The following is a 21,590-nucleotide window of genomic DNA, read 5'->3' as shown; positions in this document are numbered from 1 at the left end:
TCACATGTCCACGCGCAGGGTGAACTCCACTCCTTCCAGAGCGAGTTCGCGCAGCCACTCCTCCGAGCGGGCCGCCGTCTCGGCGGCGCGGTTCAGGCCCGCCGGCAGGGAGCCGTCCAGGATGTGCCGGACGCCGAGGGCGAGGGGGCGGGACACACAGCGGGCCATGGCGCTCTCCTCCGCGTCCCCCACGAGGTCCAGCAGGTAACTGCCTGACCAGCTCTGCCCGCCCCCGCCGCGCACATCGAGCGAGACGGCGAGGACGACCCGGTCCCGGTCGGCGTCCGTGGTGGGATAGGCGGCCGCCAACTCCCCTGCCAGGGCTGAGATCCTGGCGTCGTCGCCGGCCTTCAGCTCCTCGAAGACGGCGTCCCAGGCCTGCAGCCAGCCCTCCAGACGCAGGGTGCCCCGCACGAAGGTCTGCGGTTTCCACGCGGGCGGCAGTCCGTACTGCTCGACGAACGGAACGCTGTCGCGGTTGGGGTAGACCTCGAACGCCTCCCCGTCGACGACATGCCGCCGCGTCACCTCCCACGGCCGCTCGGCGACAGTCTCGGCACCGTCCTTGAGGTACCGGGCCGGTGCGCGCAGGGCGTTGAGGACCCCGGCGGGCGCCCAGCTGAAGCGGTACCGGAAGTCGTTCGGGACGGCGGGGACGCCGCCGCAGTACGAGGTGAGGCTGTACGACGCTGCCGTGTCGTCACCGACGGCCGCCCGGGCGCGGCCGACCAGGCAGTGGGCGAAGAGGTGGTCGATGCCCGGGTCGAGGCCGGCCTCGGTGAGGACGACGAGCCCGGCCGCCTCGGCCGCGGGCACCTGTTCGAGGACGGCGTCCGACACATAGCTGGAGCAGGCGAAGTGGGCCTGCTCCGGGATGCAGGCCGCCAGCAACCCGGCGTGCTCGGGCGCCGGCAGCATCGATACGACCACGTCACCCGGCGCCAGTTCGGCCGTCAGCGCGGAGAGCGTGTACGCGCGGGGCTCGGCACGTCCGGTGAGGCCCAGCCCGGCCAGGGCGTCGGCGGCGCGGTCCGTGGTGCGGTGCCACAGCCGTACCCGGTCGACCGTGTCGCACAGCCGGGCCAGACCGCTGCCGGTGGACAGTCCGGCGCCGACCCAGTGGACGGTGCCGCTCGCGGGCACCCGTGCGGAACTGTCAGCCATGGCGGTACTCCCCTTCTGCTTCTGCGATGCCGAGTTCGCGGCCCGCCTGGCGGTACCGGTCCCGACAGCGCCCCCAGGGCCCGCCCGTCCCGAAGTCCAGCAGCTGGGGCAGCAGCGCCGCCGAGAAGTCGGTGCTGGACTCGCGGGGCAGCAGGGAGGGCAGGTTGTCGATGGCGATCAGGTCGAGCGGGGGTTCCTTGCGCAGCCGGCGCACGGGGTCGGCCCAGTCGGTGGTGCGGTCGTAGATCGGCAGGACGTTCAGGGGGGAGCCGACGTCGACGGTCACGTCGCACAGGGTGCGCAGCCGGCGCGCGCGGTCGTCGAGGTCCTGCTCGCGCAGGAAGGGCGGAATCGGGGTGGTGGCGAGGACGGCGTTGACCAGCACGTCGTGCGCGAGCAGGGCCGGGCGGTCCAGGTCGCGGGTCTCGGCGAGGTCCCAGGGCGTGGCCGCCTCGACGCCGGCGGACATCAGCGCGAGGCGTGCGCCCCGGCCGCTGCGGCCCAGGGCACCGATCACGAGCGCGGTGAACTCCGCGTCGTCGGGGGCGGGTTGCAGGGTCGCGTCCAGCTCCTCCTTCGACGTCGGGGTGAGCGGCGCGACGAGCTTCCCGCGGTGCTGGAGGACGGCGAGGGCGGCTCCGAGATAGCCGGCCCAGAAGCCGAAGGCGGCGAGGCGACGGCCGTCGTCGTCCACCAGGTACTCCAGGTCGAGCAGGACACCGCCGCCCTGGGCGAACCGGCGGAGCAGGTCCTCGGCGCCGGGCTGCTGCTTGTAGGCGTGGCCGAAGTAGATGTGCCGGTGGGTGAGCTCGCCGGGCCGGTCCGGGAGTTCCTTCAGCCCGATGACCACGGCCCGATCGGGCGCCGACACCCAGGAGCCCGCGGGCGCGACCCGGCAGCCGACCGCCTCGTACTCCTCGACGGGAAAGATCCGCTGCGGGGACTCCTCGACCGTCAGCGTCACGCCGCTCTCGACGAGCCGGCGTGCGTCGGCCGGCACGATCGGAGTGCGTCGCTCGGTGGAACGGACCTCGTGGCGCAGCCACAGATGGAGATCGGTCATACGCGGTTGGCCTCCGGGCGCGGGGCGTCGGCCATGAACCGGCCGGCGCTCAAGGGGCTGACGTCCACGAAGGGTACGCGGCCGAGGTACAGGTCACGGATGACCTCGCCGACGGCCGGTCCCTGCAGAAAGCCATGGCCGGAGAAGCCGGTCGCGTACAGAAAACGGGATACGGAAGTCGCCTCGCCGATCAGCGCATTGTGGTCCGGCGTGACCTCGTACAGGCCCGCCCAGCCTCCCGTGCGGCGCAGGTCGAGCAGGGCGGGGGCGCGGTGCTCCATGGCCTCGGTCAGGCGAGGGATCCAGCGGTCGTGGGTGTCGGTGGCGAAGCCGGGGCGCTCGTCGGGGTCGGACATGCCGAGGAGGAGGCCGGGGCCCTCGGTGTGGAAGTAGAGGCTGGTGGTGAAGTCGATCGTCATGGGCAGTTGCGGCGGCAGCCCGGTGACCGGTTCGGTGACCGCGACCTGGCGGCGCAGCGGCACCACGGGCAGGTCCACGCCGACCATCGTCCCGATCGTGCGCGACCAGGGGCCGGCCGCGCAGATCACCGTGTCGGTGGCGATGCGTCCGATGGTCGTCGTCACGGCCGTGATCCGGTCGCCGTGCAGTTCGATGCCGGTGACGTCGTTGTGGCGTAAGAGCCGAGCCCCGTACTCGCGGGCGGCGGACGCGTAGCCGTGGACGACGGACTCGGGGGTGCAGTGGCCGTCGTCCGGCGAGAACGCGGCCGCCTGCAGTCCGTCGGTGGTGATCAGCGGGGACAGCCGTTGCGCCTCGGCTGGGTCGATCATGCGGCTCGGCACGCCGAGGGCGTTCTGCAGCCGGACGCCCGCCTCGAAGCCGGCGACGTCGTCCGGCGTGGAGAGCAGGAACAGATAGCCGACCCGGTGCAGCCCGATGTCGTACCCGGTCTCGTCCTCGAACCGGCCGAACGCCTCCAGGCTGCGTGCCCCGAGCTGGATGTTGAGCTCGTCGGAGAACTGCGCCCGCACGCCCCCGGCCGCCTTGGACGTGGAACCGGACGCCAGTTCGTCCCGCTCGACGAGGACGACGTCGCGGACCCCCGCACGGGCGAGGTGATAGGCGATGCTGGTCCCCATCACACCGCCGCCGATGACGACGACACTCGCATGCATGTTCACGGGCCCACCTTCCTGGAAGTCGTCGGTCGTTCCCTCTTCCTGTCCGGATGGGCCTCGCGGCAATCAGGACAGGTGCGCGACCGCGTCCAGATGGGGCAGGTGGTGATCGAGGCGCTCCCGCTTGGTGCGCAGGTAGGTGATGTTGTTCTCGCACGGCGGGATCAGCAGCGGGACCTGCTCGGCGATCTCGATGCCGTGCCGCAGCAACGCGTCGCGCTTGCGCGGGTTGTTCGACATGAGGCGGACGCTGTTCACGCCCAGGTCGTGCAGGATCCCGGCGGCGACGCCGTAGTCGCGGGCGTCCACGGGCAGACCGAGCGCGAGGTTGGCCTCGACGGTGTCCAGGCCCTCCGCCTGCAGGGCCATCGCCCGCAGCTTGCCGAGCAGACCGATGCCGCGGCCCTCGTGGCCCCGCAGGTAGACGACGATGCCGCTCCCCTCGGCGACGACGGCGCGCAGCGCGGAGGCCAGCTGGTCGCCGCATTCGCAGTGCTGGGATCCGAAGGCGTCGCCGGTCAGGCACTCGGAGTGCAGTCGGGTGAGGACGTTCTCCGCGCCTATCTCGCCGTAAACCAGGGCCACTTGCTCGTCACCGCGGTCGTGGTCGAGGTAGCCGATCGCACGGAATTCCCCGTACACGGTGGGCAAGGGGGCATTCACCACGCGCTCCACGCCGGAACGCTGCGTCCGCTGTGCGGACTTCTTGCCGAGGACGCCAATTTTATCTGTCATGATTCTTCAGTTCCTAAGCAGAGACGAAAGGCCGGAAAAGATGAGTGATTCGCAGACGTGGCCGGCGGCACACTCGCTGGTGCCGGCGGACACCACCGAGGACGTACGGACGCGGGGCGCGGGTGTCTCACGACAGGTCGCGGTCCTGCCCGTCGGAAGCTTCGAGCAGCACGGCCCGTACCTTCCGCTGGCGACCGACACGCTCGTGGCCTGCGCCATCGCGCGCGAGATAGCCGCCGCACATCCGGTGCACCTCCTTCCGCCGGTGACGATCTCCTGCTCGCACGAACACGCGGCCTGGCCGGGGACCGTGAGCATCTCCTCCGTGACCCTTCATGCGGTGATACGGGACATAGCGGCTTCGCTCCGCCGGTCCGGTGTCGACGCTCTGGTGCTGGTCAACGGGCACGGCGGAAATTACGTACTGGGCAATGTCGTTCAGGAGTCCTCCGCGCAGGGCGAGCGAATGGCGTTGTTCCCGGCCCCGGAGGACTGGGAGGCGGCGCGGGAGCGGGCGGGGGTGGAGACCTCACTGCTCACCGACATGCACGCGGGGGAAATTGAGACCTCCATCCTTCTGCACACTCATCCCGAATTGATCCGACCCGGTTATGAGACTTCCGATTTCGTTGCGGACGACCGCCGTCAGCTACTCACCCTCGGTATGTCCGCCTATACCGATTCGGGTGTCATAGGCCGCCCTTCGCTGGGTTCCGCGGAAAAGGGGAAGCGCCTGCTGGCGAGCCTCGCGGATTCCTTCGGCGGGTATGTGTCACTGCTGACCTCCGCGGACATTTCCGTTCGGGACACGGGAGACGCACGAAAATAGCGGCTGGGATCGGGGTCCGCCACGGCTGCGGCGGACCCGGAGCCCGTGCGCAGGCCGCTGTACCAGCGGGCGACGAGGACGAGGGCGCCGGGCAGGGCGGCCACGAAGCTGAGGACGCCGTACACGACGGCGACGGCCAGTCCGGTGTCGGCGCCGAGCCCCGCGGCGCCGAACGCCCAGGCGGTGGCGCCCTCACGGGGACCGAACCCGCCGACGTTCAGGGGCACGCCCATCGCGAGCAGGGCCAGGACGGCGAGCGGCAGCAGGACCGCCACGGAGGCGGCGGAGCCGGCGATCCTCGCGGCGAGCACGAACATCGCGATGTGGCCGGCGAGGACGACGACGGAGGACACGGCGACGCCCGGACCGTTGCGGCGGGACAGCAGGGCCTCGCGGGCCTCGCCGAGGGTCGTGCGCACGGCCGTCGGCTCGGTCCGGTCACGGCGGGACGGCGCACGGTTCATGCGCACCGCGGCCACGACGGCGAGCGTGCCCACGGCGGCGAACAGGATGAGCGGCGTGAGGTCGCGTGCCTCGTTCAGCACCGGGGACGGCATGGTCAGCAGCACGACGGCGCCGACGACGGCGAGGACGACCTGGCCGGCCGTCCGCTCGAGCACGACGGCACGGACACCGCGGCCCATGTCACCGGCGCTCTGCCCGTGCCGCACCGCCCGGTGCACATCGCCGAGGACGCCGCCCGGTAGGGCGGCGTTGAGGAACAGGGCACGGTAGTAGTCGGCGACGGCCGGCCCGAGCGGCAGCCGGATCCGCAGTCCGCGTGCCACCAACTGCCAGCGCCACGCGCTGAACACGGTGGTGACGAGCCCGATCCCGAGCGCCGCGACCAGCGCCGTCGCGTCGATCCGGCGCAGCCCGTCGAGGAAGACACCGGTACCGAGCCGCCAGAACAGCGCGACGAGGATGGCGACGCCGACGGCCGTGCCCAGGTGGGTGCGGACTGCTGGGGTGTTGAGACGGGCAAGGCGGGTGCGCAGGCGGGGGCGGCCCGGCTGTGCCGTGGGCTGGGTGCCGAGTCCGGTGGCAGGGCCCGCCTCCGGGACGGCCACGGCCCCGGTCACGGCCACGGCCTTCACTCGCCGTTCTCGCGCCTTGGTACCCGGTCGCGTGACGCGGGCCCCTGCCACCGTCTCCACGCTCATGACGCTCCGCCCGTCGGTCGCACCAGTGCCAGCAGGTCGCTGTGGTGGACCACGACATGCAACTCGCCCGCCTGGCAGGCGGCGAGGCGGTCCTGCAGATAGCGGTCGGCGCGCTCGCGCAGGTCGGGGCGCTGCTCGACCGCAGCGCCGACCCAGCCGCGCAGCCACTGGGCGGTGAGCGCGGACTCGCCGGGGCCGAGCCGCCAGGGGCTCGGGTGCACCTGGACGGTCGCACCGTGCTCGGAGAAGGCCTCCGCCGCCGCGGTGATCGCGTCCGGGCCCAGCATCCCCGAGCGCCGCTGGTGGGCGTTGAACGCCTCGGCGATCTCCTCGTCCAGCGGGTCGGACGGCGTGAGTTCGACGCGGCCGGCGACGGACAGCGTCAGCAGCGCCGGGCAGCCCGCGCCCGCGCAGGCTGCGGCGAGGGTGTCGACCTCCTCGCGGGTGAGGACGTCGAGCAGCGCGGAGGCCGTCACCAGCGAGGCACCGGCGAGGCTGTCCGGGGTGAGGCGGCCGACGTCGCCGCGGCGCGTCTCGACGGTGACGCGGCTGCCGTCCGCGGAGGAGCGCGGGGAGGCCACGGCGGCGAAGTGCAGGAGGTAGGGGTCGCGGTCGTGCAGGACCCAGTGCTGCGCGCCGTCCAGGTGGGGCGCCAGCCAGCGGCCCATGGAGCCGGTGCCGCAGCCCACGTCGTGAATCACCACGCCGGCCCGTCCGGGCAGGTTGGCGAGCCGGATCCGCAGCGGGTCGAGCAAGTCGTGCGCCCGCGCGGCGGCGTCGGCGCCCTCCCGCAGCTCCAGCCACTCGGGGGCGTAACGGGGCGGGTCGTCCGGCCCGGCGTCCCGCAGCCGCACGGTCGCCCGCTCGCCGGGACCGAGGCTGGGCCCGGCCCCGAGGATCACGGCGTCCGCGTCAGGTGCCGCCGGTACGGATACGCCGCCCATCGCGCCCTCCGCCGAAACGATCCCGCTCTGCGGTGCGGGCTGCCGCGGTCCCGGCTGGGCCGGAATCGCCCCTTCACTCTGTGCCGTTGCCGTGTCCCTCATGCGACCCTCCGGGGTTCGTTCGGCAGTCGGCCCAGTACCGAAGCCAGGCTGCGGGCCGTGCCGGCCCAGCCGTTCAGGGCTGCCCGGCGTCCCCGGGCAGCCGCCTTCAGTCGGCGTCGTACGTCCGCCTCGACGAACCAGCCGCGCAGCTCGGCGGCGATCGCGGCGGGGTTCTCCGGCGGGACGAGCATGCCGGGGACACCGCCGTCGGGGGCCCGGCCGACCGCCTCCGGCAGTCCGCCGACGTCGGTCGCGAGCACCGGGATGCCGCGTGCGAGCGCCTCCGTCACCGCCATGCCGTACGTCTCGGCGTAGGAGGTGAGCACCATCAGGTCGGCTGCGTTGTAGCTGGCGTCGAGTTCGGCGCCGGCCTGCGGGCCCGCAAGGACCAGACGGTCCTCGAGCCCGTGCTGCGCGATCAGGGACCGCAGTCCGGCCACGTACTCGGGGTCCTGGTTCAGCCCGCCCACGCAGACGCAGCTCCACGGCAGGTCGGTCACCGACGCCAGTGCCTCGACCAGCCGGTGCTGTCCCTTGCGGGGTGTCACGGCGGCCACGCACAACAGGCGGGAGACGCCGTCGGTGCCGGAGGCCAGCGGCGCGATGTCGGCGCCGGGGGCGGCGACATGGACCCGGTCGGGTGCGAGGCCGTGGTGGGAGACGAGGCGGCGGACGGCCCAGTCGCTGGTGGCGATCACGGCGGGAACGGCCCGCAGCACCGTGCGCTCCCGGGCGTCCAGCTCCGCGGCGACGGTGGGCTCCAGTCCCGTCTCGTCGCCGAGCGGCAGATGGACGAGGACCGCGAGGTTCAGCCGCTCCGCCTCCGGGACGATGATCTCGGGCACCCCGCAGGCGACCAGCCCGTCCAGCAGGACGACGGTCCCGTCGGGGAACTCCCGCAGTGTGCGGGCGAGTTCGGCGCGGTCCGCCGCAGCGGGGAGCGGCCAGCTGCCGTCCACCGCGTGCTTGTGCACCTGCCAGCCGAAGCCGGGCAGATCCAGACTCACCCGCCGGTCATAGGCGTTGCCGCCGCTCGGCGCGGACGCGTCGTCGACGCCGCCCGGCATCACGAAGTGCACGGAGCGCAGGGACATGGGGATGATCTCGGCGTTCTTCAGGGCGGAGTGCTGCACGGGCACATAGCCGAGCGCCACGTTCTCCGACTTCTCCGGGGCCTTTTCCACGGCGACGGCCTTCTCCAGGGTCACGTCGGTCACAGCGCACGCTCGTAACTCGCCCATGCGACATGCGACTCGTGCAGCGTGACCGTGAGGCCCGCGAGGCCCTTGGCGCCCTCGCCCAGCGCGCCCTTCTCGATCCGCTCGGCGAGCCGGTCGGCGATGACCTTGGCCAGGAACTCGGTGGAGGTGTTGATCCCGGCGAAGTCGGGTTCGTTGTCGAGGTTTCTGTAGTTCAGCTCACCTACGACGGCACCCAGCTCCCGAGTGGCCAGACCGATGTCGACGACGATGTTGTCGTCATCCAGCTGCTCGCGCCGGAATGTGGCGTCCACCAGGAACGTCGCTCCATGCAGGCGCTGCGCGGGCCCGAAGACGTCGCCGCGGAAGCTGTGGGCGATCATGATGTGATCGCGGACGGTGATGCTGAACAACGGACGACCCTCCAGGTGCGGTGCGCTCCTCATCCCCGCCGATCGGCTGCCGGGGATGCCGTGTAGTACGGCTCTTCGCTTCCCGTTGTTCAGCCGTCTCTCACTCTTTTCTCAGGTCAGGCGCTCTCGTCGTTCCGGATTGAACGAGTCCGTCAGAGCCTGTCCGGGTCCTGTCAGGGCGTGTCCGTGTACCTGACGCGATGACACAGGGCCGGGATCTCCCCGGAGGTGAGCTTGGGCATCACTTCGGGCAGCTCCGCGAAAGCGCTCTCCCCGGTGACGAGCGCGTCAAGGGCGGGGTCGGCGAGCAGGTCGAGAGCGAGGGCGAGCCGGTCGGCGTACGTACGGCTGGCGCTGCGGGCCGGGGAGACGGTGCCGACCTGGCTGCTTCGGATGACGAGCCTCCTGGAGTGGAAGGCCTCGCCGAGCGGCAGGGCGACCCTCCGGTCGCCGTACCAGCTGAGTTCGACGACCGTGCCCTCTGGGCGGAGCAGTTCGAGCGACCGGGCGAGGCCCTGCTCGGTGGCGCTGGCATGGACCACCAGGTCGCAGTCGCCGAGCGCCTCGTCGGGTGTGGCGAAGGCGATGCCGAGGGCCGCGGCGACCTCGGCCCGGCGCGGATCGGCGTCGACCAACTGGAGCCGCACGCCCGGGAAGCGGGCAAGCAGTGCGGCCACCGAGCAGCCGACCATGCCGCCGCCGACCACGGCGATCCGGTCGCCGACCAGGGGTGCGGCGTCCCAGAGTGCGTTGACGGCGGTCTCGACGGTGCCGGCGAGGACGGCCCGTTCGGCGGGCACGGTGTCGGGTACGACGGCGACGGCGCTCGCGGGGACGACGTACCGCGTCTGATGCGGGTACAGGCAGAAGACCGTACGGCCGACCAGTGCTGTCGGCCCCTCCTCGACCATCCCGACGCTGAGATAGCCGTACTTCACCGGGGCGGGGAAATCGCCCTCCTGGAACGGCGCGCGCATGGCCGCGTGCTGGCTCGCCGGAACCCCGCCGCGGAACACGAGCGTCTCCGTGCCCCGGCTGACTCCCGAGTACAGCGACCGCACCAGCACATCGCCCTCGCCCGGCTCCGGAAGGGCGACCTCCCGGATCTCTCCTTCACCCGGAGAGGTGAGCCAGAACGCACGTGCGGCGCGGTTCATCGGAATCCTCCTGAACGATCGTGAAGCCGTGCACGTACCGAGGTGTGCACAGGTCGCGCACAGTACGCGGCCTTGATCGACTCTGTCATCTGGCCGGAGGAATGTGCGGTGGCCCTGAACAACACTTACGACGCGAGGCTGGTCCAGCAGGAGACCGCTGTGGGAGCGGGCGTGCAGATCCTGTTGCTGGCCCTGCTCGGTTCGGCGATCGGCATGGGGCCGGCGGGCTGGCTGACCGGCCTCGTCTTCGCCATCGCCACCTGGGCGCTGCTCTCGCTGGCCCTGCACCGGTCCAGGCTGCGGTCCTTCGGCCCGGCGAACCGGGTCACCCTCGGCCGCGCGACGCTGGTGGGCGGCGTCACGGCGCTGGTCGCGGACTCCTTCCAGAGTTCACCGCCGGTGACGTTGTTCGTCGGCCTGACGGCGGTCGCCCTGATCCTCGACGGCGTGGACGGCAAGGTGGCCCGCCGTACGGGCACGTCGACCGCCCTGGGCGCACGCTTCGACATGGAGGTGGACGCGTTCCTGATCCTGGTGTTGAGCGTGTACGTCTCGATGTCGCTGGGTCCCTGGGTGCTCCTCATCGGCGCCATGCGTTACGGCTTCGTCGCCGCCGCCCGCGTCTGGCCGTGGCTGAACGCCGCGCTCCCGCCGAGCACGGCCCGCAAGACGGTCGCCGCGATGCAGGGTGTGTTCCTGCTCATGGCCGCGTCCGGCCTCTTCCCGTACCTGGCGACGTTCGCGGTCGCAGCGACGGCGCTGGCGGCGCTGGTCTGGTCGTTCGGCCGCGACATCCTGTGGCTGTACCGGAACCGGCCGTCGCGCGTGCGGCGGGCGCCGGTGGCGGAGGTACGGGAGCTGGTGGCGTCCTGAGGGGTCGGTCGTCGGACGGCCCCGGGGGCGCCGTGGACGGCAGTCAGCCGTCGAGCGGCATCCGGTACACCGTCGAGCCCCTTGCCGCGAACCCCAGACGTTCGTACAGCCTGTTCGCCGAGGACCGGTCCGGCCGCGAGGTGAGATCGACGGTCCGAGCCCCGGCCTCTCGGGCGAGCCGGACCGCCTCGCGCATCAGCAGCCCCGCGACTCCGTGACCGCGCGCGGCCCCGTCGACGACCACGTCCTCGATCCGGGCGCGCAGTCCGGACGGCACGGGAACCTGTACGAGGGTCAGCGTGCCGACGATCTCGCCGTCCGCCCGAGCGACGAGCACGGTGTTCGTGTCGCACCTCACGATGCGGCCGACCGCCGCGAGGTCCAGAGGCTTGGCGCTCCGGGACAGCTGCGGCAGCAGCCGGGCGAAGGCGGCCACGAGTTCCGCGCTCCCCTCCCGGGCGATCTCCACCTGAACGTCCATGCCGGGGACCTTACCGGCGCGGCAGCACCCCGATCGCCGCCACCGGTACGGCCGCCAGCACCAGCCACGGCACGGCGGCGGGCAGGCCGGTGTCCAGGAGACTTCCCGTGGCCGAGCTGCCGAGCAGGACGATCAGGCCGGACACCGACGACAACGCGCCGGTGTAGAGGCCCAGTCGGCCCTCCTCCGCGAGGTCGGGGACCCAGGCGCGGGCGACCGGGGCGACGAGCATCTGGCCGAGGGTGAGCAGGACGACGAAGCCGGCCGCGGGCAACAGACCCGCCGTACCGGTCCGGTCTGCGGGCCGGGCCATCGCCACCACCGCGAACCCCGCCGCGATCAGCAGCAGTCCGGCGACCATGGACCGGCGCAGGGTGAGCCGCTCCCCCACCCACCGGGTGACGGGCAGCTGGGCGATCACCACCAGCAGCGAGGACAGGGCGAACAGCCAGGCCAGCGCGGCCTGGGAGCCCGTGGCGCGCTCCACCTCCTCGGGGAGCGCGAGATAGAGCTGGTTGTAGGCGAGCAGGTAGGCGCCGTAGGCGCAGCACAGCGCTAGGAAGGGGCGGTTGCGCAGCAGCTTCCCCATGCCGCCGCGCAGCCGAACACCCCCTCGCCCGGGTATGTGCTGCGGCAGCAGCCACGCGTGCCCGGCGAGGACGAGGACGAAGATGCCGGCGCCGGCGAGGCAGACCGTACGGAAGTCCACCGACAGCAGCAGCGCGCCGAGCAGCGGCCCGACGAACGCGCCCGCCTGTCCGGCCACCGTCAGCAGCGCGAGGACGCGGGTGCGGGAGCCGCCGCCCGACTCCTCCCACACCACCGCCTGCCGGGCGACCTCGGACTCCACGGCGGGTGAGAACAGCGCGGCGGCGAACCCGATCAGCAGCACGGCACCGATGACTGCCCAGGTCTGTCGCGCGTACCCGAGCCAGGCGAACCCGGCGATCCGCAGGGCACAGCCCGTGAGCACGACCGGCCGCACGCCGTACCGATCGGCCAGCGCCCCGCCCACCACGAACAGCCCCTGCTGGCTGAACGTCCGCAGCCCCAGCACGAACCCGACCATCCAGCCCGCCATTCCGACGGCCTGTCCCAGATGCTCGGCGAGGAAGGGCAGGACGGCGAAGAAGCCGATGTTGAAGGCGAGTTGGGTGAGGATGAGGAGGCGGAGGAGAGGGGAGAGCCGGAGTCGGTCCGGTGCCCTGCGGAGGCCGCGCGACAGCAGCGAGATCATCCGGTCCTCACCAACTCCTGGGCGGGGGACTGCTGTTCGGGCACGGATACGTCCGGCTCGCGCCTGTCTGGTCGCCGCCGCCCGCTTCGCAGGCCGCCGGCCGCCGTCACCGCCAACGCACCCAACAGGGCGAGTACGGCGGCGGGGGCGAGGACCGCCCAGGGGGCGCGCTCGGCGTAGGGCTGGTTCTCGGCGAGGAGCAGGCCCCACTCCGGAGAGGGCGGCTGGGCACCCAGTCCGAGGAAGGCCAGCGAGGCGAGTGCGAGGGCGATGCCGGGCAGGCGGACCAGGGCGTGGCGGGTGACGGGTGGCACGACGGCAGGGAGCAGTTCGTGGCGCAGCAGGTACCAGGGGCCGGCGCCCAGGGCGCGGGTGGCGGCGAGATGGAGGGCGGCGCGTTCCTGACCGGGCCCGCGTCCAGGCCGAGCTGGGCGCGGATGTCCGCCAGCACCTCGGGCGTGGGGTCGCGGTCCGCCGACCGGGCCTTGAGCACGGTGAGCGCCGGGTCGGTGCGCGACAGCCACGGCAGTACGCCGATGGCGCACACCGGGGCGGCCGCGATCCCCGCACGCCACAGGAGCGTGACCGCCTGGCGCCGCACGGATCAGCGCCGGGTGCCGATGCCGACGAGGGTGCGCTCGTACGGGTCGAGGAGCTCGCCTCGGACATCGGTGCCGACGCCGGTGACGATGCGCTGGTGGACCAGCGGTACGACGGCGTCGGTACCGAGGATCTCGGCCTCGGCCGTCATGGCCGCGTCCTGCCGCTTGGCGGTGTCGGTCATGTCCGCGGCCTCGGCCACGGCCCGGTCGACGTCCTTGTCGCAGAGCAGGGCCAGGTTGTAACTGCCGTCGCACGTGTAGTCGCTGGCGAGGACACCGACGGGGTCGCCGGTGTCGACCAGGCTGTTGCGGGCGCCGACGAACGCGTCGAACTTGCCGTCCAGCGCGTCGCTCTCCAGCCGCGAGTACTCGCGCACCTCCAGCGTGACCTCGAATCCCGCCTTCTCCAGCTGCTGCTTCAGCACCTGGGCGACTTCCGGGAGCTCGGGCCGGTTGTCGTAGGTGGCGAGGGTGATCCGGGTCTTGTCGGGCTTGCCCGCCTTCGCCCGCCCGACCGGCTCGGTCCGCTTGCCGGCGGCCCAGGTGACGGCGGGCGCGTAGATGCCGGCGCCGGCGTCGGCGTATCCCTCGTAGACGCCCTTGGCCAAGGCGGAGGTGTCGACGGCCTGCCGGGCGGCGGCCCGCAGGGCGGCGTCCTTGAAGGCGCCCTTCCTCGTGTTGAGGGACAGGCTCGTGGTGCGGGTGGTGGCGGTCTCCTCGCGGGTGGCCTGGTCGAGGGTGGCGGCCTGGGCGACGGGTATCGCCTCGGCGAGGTCGACCTGGTCGGTGCGCAGGGCGCTGGCGCGGGCGGTGCCGTCGGCGACGAACTTGACGTCGATGCCGGTGGCCTGGGCACGGCCGCCCCAGTAGTCGTCGTAGCGGTCGAGGGTGGCGGCCGTGGAGCCGAGCACCTTGGTGAGTTCGAAGGGCCCGGTGGCATGGCCGACCGGGTCGACCCTGGTCTGCTTGTCCTCGTTGCCGTAGGCCTTGCCGGAGAGGATGGCGAGGGAGGGGCTGGACAGACGCAGCGGCAGGACGGGGTCGGGTCCCTCGGTGGTGATCCGTACGCCCTGGCCGCCCTCGGCCTTCGCGGTGAGGGTGACGCCGGAGAGGGCGGCGGGGACGGGCTTGGCCTGCGTGGCGTGGGTGAGGGCGGCGGCGACCGCGGCCGGGGTGACCGCGGAGCCGTCCTGGAAGGTGGCCTCGCGCAGGGTGAACAGCCAGGTGCGGTCGTTCTCCTGGCGCCAGGAGGCGGCGAGGGCGGGGGCGGCGGCGCCGTTGGCGTCCAGCGCGGTCAGGCCCTCGGTGACGCCGAGGCGGCTGAGAAGGGTGGCGTCGGCGCCGTACGGCGAGAGGTTCTCGGCGGGCGGGAAGGCGAGCGCGACTCGCAGGCGGGAGCCGTCCTGGGCGTCGCCCGCGGCGCCGGAACCGCCATCGGAGGCGAAGCAGCCGGCGAGGACGGGGGCCAGTACGAGGGCGAGGAGCGGGCGGGTTCGGCGTCGCACGGTCTATCGCTCCATCGGTATCTCGAAGTGGACGACGCCGTTCCCGCCGTCCGTGTCCTCACGCTCGTCGTGCACGACCTTGCCGAGCGACCGCCAGAAGGCTTCAGCGCCCGGCACCTTGGGGTCGGTGTGCAGGTACACGGCGCGGTAGCCGCCGTCCGCCGCCGCGAAGGCGAGCAGCTCGTCGACGAGCCGCCGCGCCAGGCCGCGCCTGCGGTGCTCGGCCCGGACGTAGACACGGCGCAGCTGCGCGGTCTCACCGGAGGGGTGGCGCTCGGCGAGCTCGCGCGGATTCGGCGGGTGGGCCGGGCCGCGCGAGTCGAGGGCGGCGGTGGCGACGACACTCCCGTCTCGCGGGTCGAGCGCGACGAGGAGGGTGTGGCGGGGCGGGGCGAGATAGGCGGCGGCCGGGTCGATGATGTCCGCGTGCCAGCGCGGCACATAGCCGGTACCGAAGTCGCGGTAGACGGTGTCGAGCATCAGGGCTCGCGCACCGTCGACGTCGTCCGGGCCGGCCGCCCTGATGCTGTAGTCGCGCACTTGCACATCATATGCATCAAGTGCGAAAGGCCTTTCCGCCCGGGGGCGGTGACTTGGCGTCGCCGGCGGACCCGGGCTTCGTACCCGGGGCCCGGCGGCGCCGGCCTGACACCGCCCGCCTCGCCACCTACCTCTTCTGTTCCACCCGAACCCAGTCCACCTCGGCCTGCACTCCCCCGCCCGCGATCCTGTCCACGCTGGACTGCGGCAGCCCCCAGTACGGAGTGGTCACCTGGTTCCAGCCGGCCGGGTAGGCCCCGCCCAGAGCGAGGTTCAGGATCACGTACTGGTTGTGGTCGTAGACCCACTGACCCCGCGTCGACTCCAGCTTGTTGCGGGTCGTCTCCTGGACCAGGCGGTCGTCGACGTAGAAGCGCATGCCCGTCGGCGTCCATTCGACGGCGTAGGTGTGCCACTGGTCGACCGTGCCGCCGTTCGGGAAGATCTGGCGGGCTCCGATGTTGCCGTCGGCCGAGTAGCCGGGGCCGTGCAGGGCGGTGCTGGTCCAGTCCCGGTATCCGACGTTCTCCATGATGTCGGTCTCGCCGGACGCGGGCCATGAGACCGAGGGGTCGTCGACGTTGCTGCCGAGCAGCCAGAAGGCGGGCCAGAAGCCGTCGCCGACGGGGAGCTTCATGCGGGCACTGACCCGGCCGTACGTGAAGTCGAACTTCGTGTTGGTGTCGATGCGGCCGGACGTGAAGTCGTACGTGCCACCGCCGGCCTGCGTGCAGCCCTTGCAGTACTTGGCACGCAGGACCAGGTTCCCGTTCTCGGTGCGGATGCTGTCCGTCGAGTCCACGTACGCCTGCGACTCGCCGTTGACCGAACCCATCTCGGTGCCGGTCCGGACGACGCGCCACTTGGAGCGGTCGAGGGCGGCGCCGGTGAAGTCGTCGAAGAAGGCCGTCTGATACGTCCCCGGCTGCTCGGTCGGCAGCGCCGGATAGGAGGCGTCCGCACTGCCACCCGTGCCCCAGACCTGGAACTCGTACAGGGAGTAGCCGAACTGGGCGGTCGCGGGAGCCGGGTTGTGGAAGCTGCGGCGTTCCTTGCCGAGCATGCGGACGTAGCGGCCGGTCGCCGGGGAGGAGAGGGTGATCGTGTCGTGCAGGCCCACCGCCTCCGCCGGGGACTTCACGTTCGCGCGGCGGGCCGCGACTTCTGCGGCGGAGGGCTGGTGGACGGTACGCCAGGTGCGGTTGTCGTCGGAGACCTGGAGCTGGTAGTCGACGGCGTAGGCAGCCTCCCAGTAGAGGTCCGCGGAGGAGATCGTCGACGTGGCGCCCAGGTCGACGGAGATCCAGCGGTTCGCGTTCCAGTCGCTGGACCAGCGAGTGGCGTCGGCCTTGAGATCCCCCGGCCAACCGCCGTCCGTCACGAAGGCCGGTGAATTGCCCGCGTGCTGGTAGTAGTTGGCGTACGCGGGGTGGTTCAGGGCCAGGTTGGTGCGAGTGGTGGACGCCGGAGCCGGTTCACCGCCGTAGACCTTGAAGGAGTACAGCGAGTAGCCGTAGGGCGTGGCGCGTTCGAGGCCGCGCATGCGGACGTAGCGGCCGGTCACCTCCTGCGGGTAGGTGTGCGCGGTGACCGTGCCGCCGGTGCCGGCCGTCTCCGTGTAGAAGGGGGTCCAGTCCGCGCCGTTCTTCGAGACCTCCAGGACGTATCTCTTGCCGTAGGCGGCCTCCCAGTCGAGGACCACGCGGTCGACGCGGATCGTCGCGCCGAGGTCCACGCGGATCCAGGCGTCGTCGGCGAAGGGGCTGGACCACCGGGTCGCTCCGTTGCCGTCGAAGGCGAGGCCGGGTGCGGTGCCGGCGTTCTCGCTGCCGGACGCGGTGACGGCGTTCGGGTCGGCGGTGTGGGCCTCGGCCGCACGGTCGGTGTCCCATGCGGCCACCACGGCGGAGGGCGCTGCGGGCGGCGCGGCGAATGCCGAGCCGGTGCCGAGCACGGCGAGGGCGGTGAGCGCGGTCAGAAGGGTCCGTGGATGGCGGGTACGCGTACGGGATGGCATGCGGCTCTCCTTGGGGATGTGAGGGGGTTCCTCGCAAGGGGATGTGAGGGGCCTCGCAGGGTGCGCATTCCGTGCCGTGATGCCGTCGTGCCGTCGCCGTCGGGCGACCCGTCGCACCTGTCCCGGTGGCTGCGGGTCTTCGCATCACGTCTTAGTTTAGAGCGTGAGTTAAGCCTCGGAAGGCAGGCGCGTCAAGGGCTTTGACACACTCTCAGAACTTCGGCCGCAGCTCTTGACTCACACGTTCCACAGTTGAACCATTCAGCGGCAAGAGAGCGCTCCCCGCACGTCGTGACGTTCACTTCCTGAACCAGGAGAGCCGCCTGATGCTTCCTTCCTCCCCGTCCTCCGAGTCGTCTTCGATGGGTCGCCGGGCCCTGATCGGCGCCGCGATCGCCTCGGCACCGGCCGTGCTCGGCGTGTCGACCGAGGCCTCCGCGCAGACCGGCACGCAGGCCTCCCCGCAGGCTGCCGCGCGGACTTCGGCGCCCCCGTCGGCCCGGAAGGAGCCGCGCGCCCTGCCGGGCGGCGGCGACCTCGGCCCGAACGTCCTCGTCTTCGACCCGTCGACTCCGGGCATCCAGGCCCGGCTCGACGAGGTGTTCCGGCAGCAGGAGTCGGCACAGTTCGGCACCGGCCGCTACGCCCTGCTCTTCAAGCCCGGCACTTACCACGGCCTCAACGCCCAACTCGGCTTCTACACCTCGATCTCGGGCCTGGGGCTGTCCCCCGACGACACCACCATCAACGGCGACGTCACGGTCGACGCCGGCTGGTTCAACGGCAACGCCACGCAGAACTTCTGGCGTTCGGCGGAGAACCTGGCCCTCGTTCCGGTCAACGGCACCAACCGGTGGGCGGTCGCCCAAGCGGCCCCGTTCCGGCGCATGCACATACGCGGCGGACTCAACCTCTCCCCCACCGGCTACGGCTGGGCGAGCGGCGGCTACATCGCTGACAGCCGCATCGACGGCCAGGTCGGGCCGTACTCACAGCAGCAGTGGTACACCCGCGACAGCGCGATCGGCAGCTGGCTCAACGGCGTGTGGAACATGGTGTTCTCCGGCGTCGAGGGCGCCCCCGCGCAGAGCTTCCCCAACCCGCCGTACACCACGCTCGACACGACTCCCGTCTCCCGCGAGAAGCCGTTCCTGTACGTCCAGGGAAACGACTACCGGGTCTTCCTGCCGGAGAAGCGCACGAATGCCCGCGGCGTCACCTGGGGCAACGGCACACCGAGAGGCACCTCGCTGCCGCTGACGCAGTTCTACGTCGCACGGCCGGGTGTCACGGCGGCCACGCTCAACGAGGCGCTCGCCCAGGGCCTGCACCTCCTGCTCACCCCGGGGATCTACCACCTCGACCGGCCGATCCAGGTCAACCGGCCGAACACCGTCGTCCTCGGCCTCGGATACGCGACCCTCATCCCCGACAACGGCGCCACGGCCGTGCGGGTCGCCGACGTGGACGGAGTACGGCTGGCCGGCTTCCTGGTGGACGCCGGGCCCGTCAATTCGGCGACGCTGGTGGAGATCGGTCCGCGGGGCGCGTCCAGGGACCACTCCGCCAACCCGATCACGGTCCAGGACGTGTTCGTCCGCATCGGCGGGGCCGGCGCCGGCAAGGCCACCACCAGCATGGTGATCAACAGTCGGCACACGATCGTCGACCACACGTGGGTGTGGCGGGCCGACCACGGCGAGGGAGTCGGCTGGGAGACCAACCGCGCCGACTACGGCGTCGTGGTCAACGGCGACGACGTCCTGGCGACCGGCCTGTTCGTCGAGCACTTCAACAAGTACGACGTGCAGTGGTTCGGCCGGCGCGGCCGCACGATCTTCTTCCAGAACGAGAAGGCGTACGACGCCCCGAACCAGGCCGCCATCCAGAACGGCTCGATCAAGGGCTACGCCGCCTACAAGGTCGGCGACGGCGTGACCTCGCACGAGGGCTGGGGGCTGGGCAGCTACTGCTACTACAACGTCAACCCCTCGATCGTGCAGCACCACGGCTTCGCCGCCCCCGTGCGGTCCGGGGTGCGCTTCCACAACCTCCTTGTGGTCTCGCTCGGCGGCAACGGACAGTACGAGTGCGTCATCAACGACACCGGGGCGCCGACGTCGGGGACGTCGACGGTGCCCTCGACCGTGGTGTCGTATCCCTGAGGTGAAGCAGGCCGGACGAGGGCCCCGTCCGTCGAGGACGGGGCCCCTGCGGCCTAGTGCGACACCGCGGCGACCGGCGCCGGCGCATGGCCGGTGGGCCGGGTCGTGAACGCGCCGCGCCCCTGGGTCCGGCTGCGCAACCGCGTCGCGTAGCCGAACAGTTCGGCGAGCGGCACAGTTGCCGTCACGACCGCCGCGCCCGCCCGGGTGACGGAGCCCGAGACCCGGCCGCGCCGGGCCGCCAGGTCACCGAGCACCGAGCCGACCGCGTCCTCCGGCACGGTGACCGTGACCTCGACCACCGGCTCCAGGAGGACCATCGCGCAAGCGCGCAGGGCATCGCGGAGGCCGAGTCGGCCGGCCGTACGGAAGGCCGTGTCGGAGGAGTCCTTCACATGGGTCGACCCGTCGGTGAGGGTGACGCGCAGGCCGGTCACCGGATGGCCGCCGAGCGGACCCTCGGCGAGGGCGTCGCGGCAGCCGGCCTCGACGGCACGGACGTACTCCTGCGGCACCCGGCCGCCGACGACCGTCGAGCGGAACTCGAAGCCTTTGCCGCCCTGTTCGGCCGCCATGGCCGTCAGGGGCTCGACGTCGAGAACCACATGCGCGAACTGCCCGGCCCCACCGTCCTGTTTGACATGCCGGAACACGAAGCCGGACACCCCTCGGCCGACCGTCTCGCGGTACGACACCCGCGGCCGGCCGACGTTGACGTCCAGCCCGAGGTCACGCCGGATCTTCTCCACCGCGACCTCCAGATGCAGTTCACCCATGCCGGACAGCACCGTCTGGCCGGTCTCGGCGTCGGTCCGCACGACCAGCGACGGATCCTCCTCCGCCAGCCGTGCCAGCGCCGAGGCCAGCCGGTCGGTGTCGGTGGACCTGCGGGCCTCGACCGCCACCGACACCACCGGGTCGGCCACGCTCGGCGGTTCGAGGACGAGCGGGGCGTCCGGTGCGCACAGGGTGGAGCCCGGGCGAGCCGACTTCAGGCCGACGACCGCCACGATGTCCCCGGCGACGGCACGGTCGATGTGGGCATGACGGTCGGCCTGGACCCGCAGGATCCGCCCGATCCGCTCGGTGCGTCGCGCAACCGCGTCGAACACCATGCCTCCCTTCTCGATCGTTCCCGAATACACCCGCAGATAGGTCAGCCGCCCGGTCGGGGTCGCGCTCACCTTGAACGCCAGCGCCGCGAACGGTGCCGACGGGTCGGCGGGCCGCTCCTCGTCGGCGCCGTCGCGCAGGCCGCGTACCGCCGGCACGTCGAGCGGTGACGGCAGATACGCCACGACCGCGTCGAGCAGCGGCTCGACACCGCGGTTGCGGTAGGCCGAGCCGCACAGCACGACCACGCCCTCACCGCTGCGGGTCAGCTCGCGCAGGGCGGCGACCAGGCTCTCAGGGGAGAGCGCCGATCGCGCGCAGAACTCCTCCAGCGCGCCGGCATGCAGTTCGGCCACCGCCTCCTCCAGCAGCCGCCGACGCCGTTGCGCCTCGTTCAGGAGATCCTCGGGCACCGGACCTTCCACGGCCTCTTCGGCGCCGTCGGCCCACACCAGCGCACGCATGCGCACGAGGTCCACGACACCGCGGAATCCGTCCTCCGCGCCGATGGGCAACTGCACGACCAGCGGCGCAGGATGCAGACGTTCCCTGATCGACCCGACGGCCGTGTCGAGGTCGGCCCCTGCTCGGTCGAGCTTGTTGACGAACGCGATCCTCGGAACGCCGTGCCGGTCCGCCTGCCGCCACACCGACTCACTCTGCGGCTCGACGCCCGCCACGGCGTCGAACACCGCGACCGCGCCGTCCAGGACACGCAGCGAACGCTCCACCTCGTCGGCGAAGTCGACATGCCCGGGGGTGTCGATCAGGTTGATCCGGTGACCGTCCCAGGCACAACTCACCGCCGCCGCGAAGATGGTGATACCGCGGTCCCGCTCCTGCGAGTCGAAGTCGGTGACGGTCGTGCCGTCGTGGACCTCGCCCCGCTTGTGGGTGGTCCCGGTGGCGTACAGGATCCGCTCGGTGACGGTGGTCTTGCCGGCGTCGACATGGGCGAGGATGCCGAGGTTGCGGACGACGGCGAGCGTGTTGGGGTTGGTGATGTTGGTGCGCACGGCCTTTGGCCTTTCGGATGATCCGTAAGTGGAAAGGAAAGGGGGCAGCGCGATTCCCGGACGATGCGTGCACGCACATGGCGCGGTGGCGCGGGCGCACGTCGGCATGCCCTGTCGCCCCATCAAATGGGTG

General features: G+C 71.9%; 17 protein-coding genes and 2 pseudogenes. 3 read left to right on the top strand and 16 right to left on the bottom strand.

Going from position 1 to position 21,590, the window contains the following annotated elements:
* The 4 genes from AB5J55_RS35925 to ribA form a co-directional block, all read right to left on the bottom strand.
* The gene (locus AB5J55_RS35925) at positions 1–1,164 is read right to left on the bottom strand and encodes a saccharopine dehydrogenase family protein (RefSeq protein ID WP_369274613.1); all 1,164 of its coding nucleotides are present in this window, start codon (positions 1,162–1,164) and stop codon (positions 1–3) included.
* Positions 1,157–2,227: a saccharopine dehydrogenase gene (locus tag AB5J55_RS35920; RefSeq protein WP_369274612.1), complete on the bottom strand. Its 1,071-nt coding sequence runs from the start codon at positions 2,225–2,227 to the stop codon at positions 1,157–1,159. Before AB5J55_RS35920 ends, AB5J55_RS35925 begins: the two co-directional genes overlap by 8 nt.
* Complete coding sequence (locus tag AB5J55_RS35915; RefSeq protein WP_369276382.1) at positions 2,224–3,363, bottom strand: NAD(P)/FAD-dependent oxidoreductase; 1,140 nt, start codon at positions 3,361–3,363, stop codon at positions 2,224–2,226. Before AB5J55_RS35915 ends, AB5J55_RS35920 begins: the two co-directional genes overlap by 4 nt.
* 69 nt (positions 3,364–3,432) lie before the next feature.
* Entirely contained in the window at positions 3,433–4,101 is a 669-nt protein-coding gene (gene ribA, locus AB5J55_RS35910) for a GTP cyclohydrolase II (protein ID WP_369274611.1), read from the bottom strand.
* A 40-nt stretch (positions 4,102–4,141) separates the two neighbouring features.
* Between ribA and AB5J55_RS35905 the strand changes: the two genes are divergently transcribed.
* On the top strand, positions 4,142–4,930 hold the full coding sequence (locus tag AB5J55_RS35905; RefSeq protein WP_369276381.1) for a creatininase family protein: 789 nt from the start codon (positions 4,142–4,144) through the stop codon (positions 4,928–4,930).
* A gap of 98 nt (positions 4,931–5,028) precedes the next feature.
* On the opposite strand, the pseudogene AB5J55_RS35900 reads toward AB5J55_RS35905, so the two are convergent.
* From AB5J55_RS35900 to AB5J55_RS35880, 5 genes and pseudogenes are all read right to left on the bottom strand, one after another.
* A pseudogene (locus AB5J55_RS35900) lies at positions 5,029–6,093 on the bottom strand (lysylphosphatidylglycerol synthase transmembrane domain-containing protein); the annotation flags it as partial.
* A complete protein-coding gene (locus AB5J55_RS35895; RefSeq protein WP_369274610.1) occupies positions 6,090–7,139 on the bottom strand; it encodes a class I SAM-dependent methyltransferase in 1,050 nt (349 codons plus the stop codon). The pseudogene AB5J55_RS35900 and the gene AB5J55_RS35895, both read right to left, overlap by 4 nt.
* Positions 7,136–8,356, bottom strand: a complete 1,221-nt coding sequence (locus AB5J55_RS35890) for a glycosyltransferase family 4 protein (RefSeq protein ID WP_369274609.1) — start codon at positions 8,354–8,356, stop codon at positions 7,136–7,138. The genes AB5J55_RS35895 and AB5J55_RS35890 overlap by 4 nt, the downstream gene beginning before the upstream one ends.
* Positions 8,353–8,751, bottom strand: a complete 399-nt coding sequence (locus AB5J55_RS35885; RefSeq protein ID WP_093747920.1) for a 6-carboxytetrahydropterin synthase — start codon at positions 8,749–8,751, stop codon at positions 8,353–8,355. Before AB5J55_RS35885 ends, AB5J55_RS35890 begins: the two co-directional genes overlap by 4 nt.
* A gap of 173 nt (positions 8,752–8,924) precedes the next feature.
* Entirely contained in the window at positions 8,925–9,908 is a 984-nt protein-coding gene (locus tag AB5J55_RS35880) for a dehydrogenase (protein WP_369274608.1), read from the bottom strand.
* A 108-nt stretch (positions 9,909–10,016) separates the two neighbouring features.
* Here AB5J55_RS35880 and AB5J55_RS35875 point away from each other — a divergent pair, with 108 nt between their 5' ends.
* Positions 10,017–10,781: a CDP-alcohol phosphatidyltransferase family protein gene (locus tag AB5J55_RS35875; protein WP_369276380.1), complete on the top strand. Its 765-nt coding sequence runs from the start codon at positions 10,017–10,019 to the stop codon at positions 10,779–10,781.
* A gap of 43 nt (positions 10,782–10,824) precedes the next feature.
* Here AB5J55_RS35875 and AB5J55_RS35870 read toward each other — a convergent pair whose 3' ends face one another.
* The 6 genes and pseudogenes from AB5J55_RS35870 to AB5J55_RS35845 all read right to left on the bottom strand — a co-directional run bounded on the left by AB5J55_RS35870 (position 10,825) and on the right by AB5J55_RS35845 (position 17,163).
* Positions 10,825–11,262, bottom strand: coding sequence for a GNAT family N-acetyltransferase (locus tag AB5J55_RS35870; protein ID WP_369274607.1), 438 nt, complete (start codon positions 11,260–11,262; stop codon positions 10,825–10,827).
* A 10-nt stretch (positions 11,263–11,272) separates the two neighbouring features.
* A complete protein-coding gene (locus tag AB5J55_RS35865) occupies positions 11,273–12,499 on the bottom strand; it encodes an MDR family MFS transporter (protein ID WP_369274606.1) in 1,227 nt (408 codons plus the stop codon).
* A pseudogene (locus AB5J55_RS35860) lies at positions 12,496–12,903 on the bottom strand (ABC transporter permease subunit); the annotation flags it as partial. The pseudogene AB5J55_RS35860 and the gene AB5J55_RS35865, both read right to left, overlap by 4 nt.
* Before the next feature lie 200 nt (positions 12,904–13,103).
* Positions 13,104–14,606 carry an ABC transporter substrate-binding protein gene (locus AB5J55_RS35855; RefSeq protein WP_369274605.1) on the bottom strand — a complete coding sequence of 501 codons (1,503 nt, stop codon included), beginning with the start codon at positions 14,604–14,606 and terminating at the stop codon, positions 13,104–13,106.
* A gap of 3 nt (positions 14,607–14,609) precedes the next feature.
* Positions 14,610–15,146, bottom strand: a complete 537-nt coding sequence (locus tag AB5J55_RS35850; protein ID WP_369274604.1) for a GNAT family N-acetyltransferase — start codon at positions 15,144–15,146, stop codon at positions 14,610–14,612.
* 127 nt (positions 15,147–15,273) lie between these two features.
* The gene (locus tag AB5J55_RS35845) at positions 15,274–17,163 is read right to left on the bottom strand and encodes a discoidin domain-containing protein (protein WP_369274603.1); all 1,890 of its coding nucleotides are present in this window, start codon (positions 17,161–17,163) and stop codon (positions 15,274–15,276) included.
* 326 nt (positions 17,164–17,489) lie between these two features.
* On the opposite strand from AB5J55_RS35845, the gene AB5J55_RS35840 reads away from it, so the two are divergent.
* Complete coding sequence (locus AB5J55_RS35840; protein WP_369274602.1) at positions 17,490–19,328, top strand: coagulation factor 5/8 type domain-containing protein; 1,839 nt, start codon at positions 17,490–17,492, stop codon at positions 19,326–19,328.
* Positions 19,329–19,381: 53 nt separating this feature from the next.
* On the opposite strand, the gene fusA is transcribed toward AB5J55_RS35840, so the two are convergent.
* Positions 19,382–21,457, bottom strand: coding sequence for an elongation factor G (fusA, locus tag AB5J55_RS35835; protein WP_369274601.1), 2,076 nt, complete (start codon positions 21,455–21,457; stop codon positions 19,382–19,384).
* Positions 21,458–21,590: the final 133 nt, after the last annotated feature.

It is taken from the genome of Streptomyces sp. R11, from assembly GCF_041051905.1.
Classification (GTDB): Bacteria; Actinomycetota; Actinomycetes; order Streptomycetales; family Streptomycetaceae; genus Streptomyces.
This window is presented reverse-complemented; position numbering and strand designations above follow the sequence as displayed.